Origin of the sequence: Porphyromonas sp. COT-290 OH3588 (genome assembly GCF_000769075.1) — a bacterium.
GTDB lineage: Bacteria > Bacteroidota > Bacteroidia > Bacteroidales > Porphyromonadaceae > Porphyromonas.
The window spans coordinates 1-309 of the sequence record NZ_JRFC01000037.1 but is presented as its reverse complement, the minus strand read 5'-3'; the positions used below and the strand labels follow the sequence as shown (position 1 = coordinate 309).

1 protein-coding gene is annotated in these 309 nt (G+C 39.2%); it reads right to left on the bottom strand.

Annotation, left to right across the window (positions count from 1 at the left end; translation table 11 throughout):
- Positions 1 to 309 (bottom strand): phage capsid protein (locus tag HQ48_RS07540; RefSeq protein WP_044232917.1); only part of this gene is annotated, 309 nt, incomplete at both ends.

Genomic DNA, 309 nt, shown 5'->3' with positions numbered 1-309 from the left:
AAATAAATATCTGACTCAGTCGCTTGTACTGCCAAAGTCCATTGGATAGGGTCTACACCGTCAACTGAATCTGTTTCTGATTCTTTTGTTGCTTCTGCTGTTGGTCTCAAATTTGGATAAACGACTACGCGATAACCGTCAACAAATTCCCCTGTAACTTTATCACGCTTACGCCCTTTAATAAGGTATTGAACACATTTCGTTTTCCAATTACCAGTAGGAGACCAACCCAAGCCATTTTCTGTTCTTTGTTGACCTAAAATGTCTTCTTTAAGCGATTGGTCTGTTTGAATGAATACCTGTCTCTTA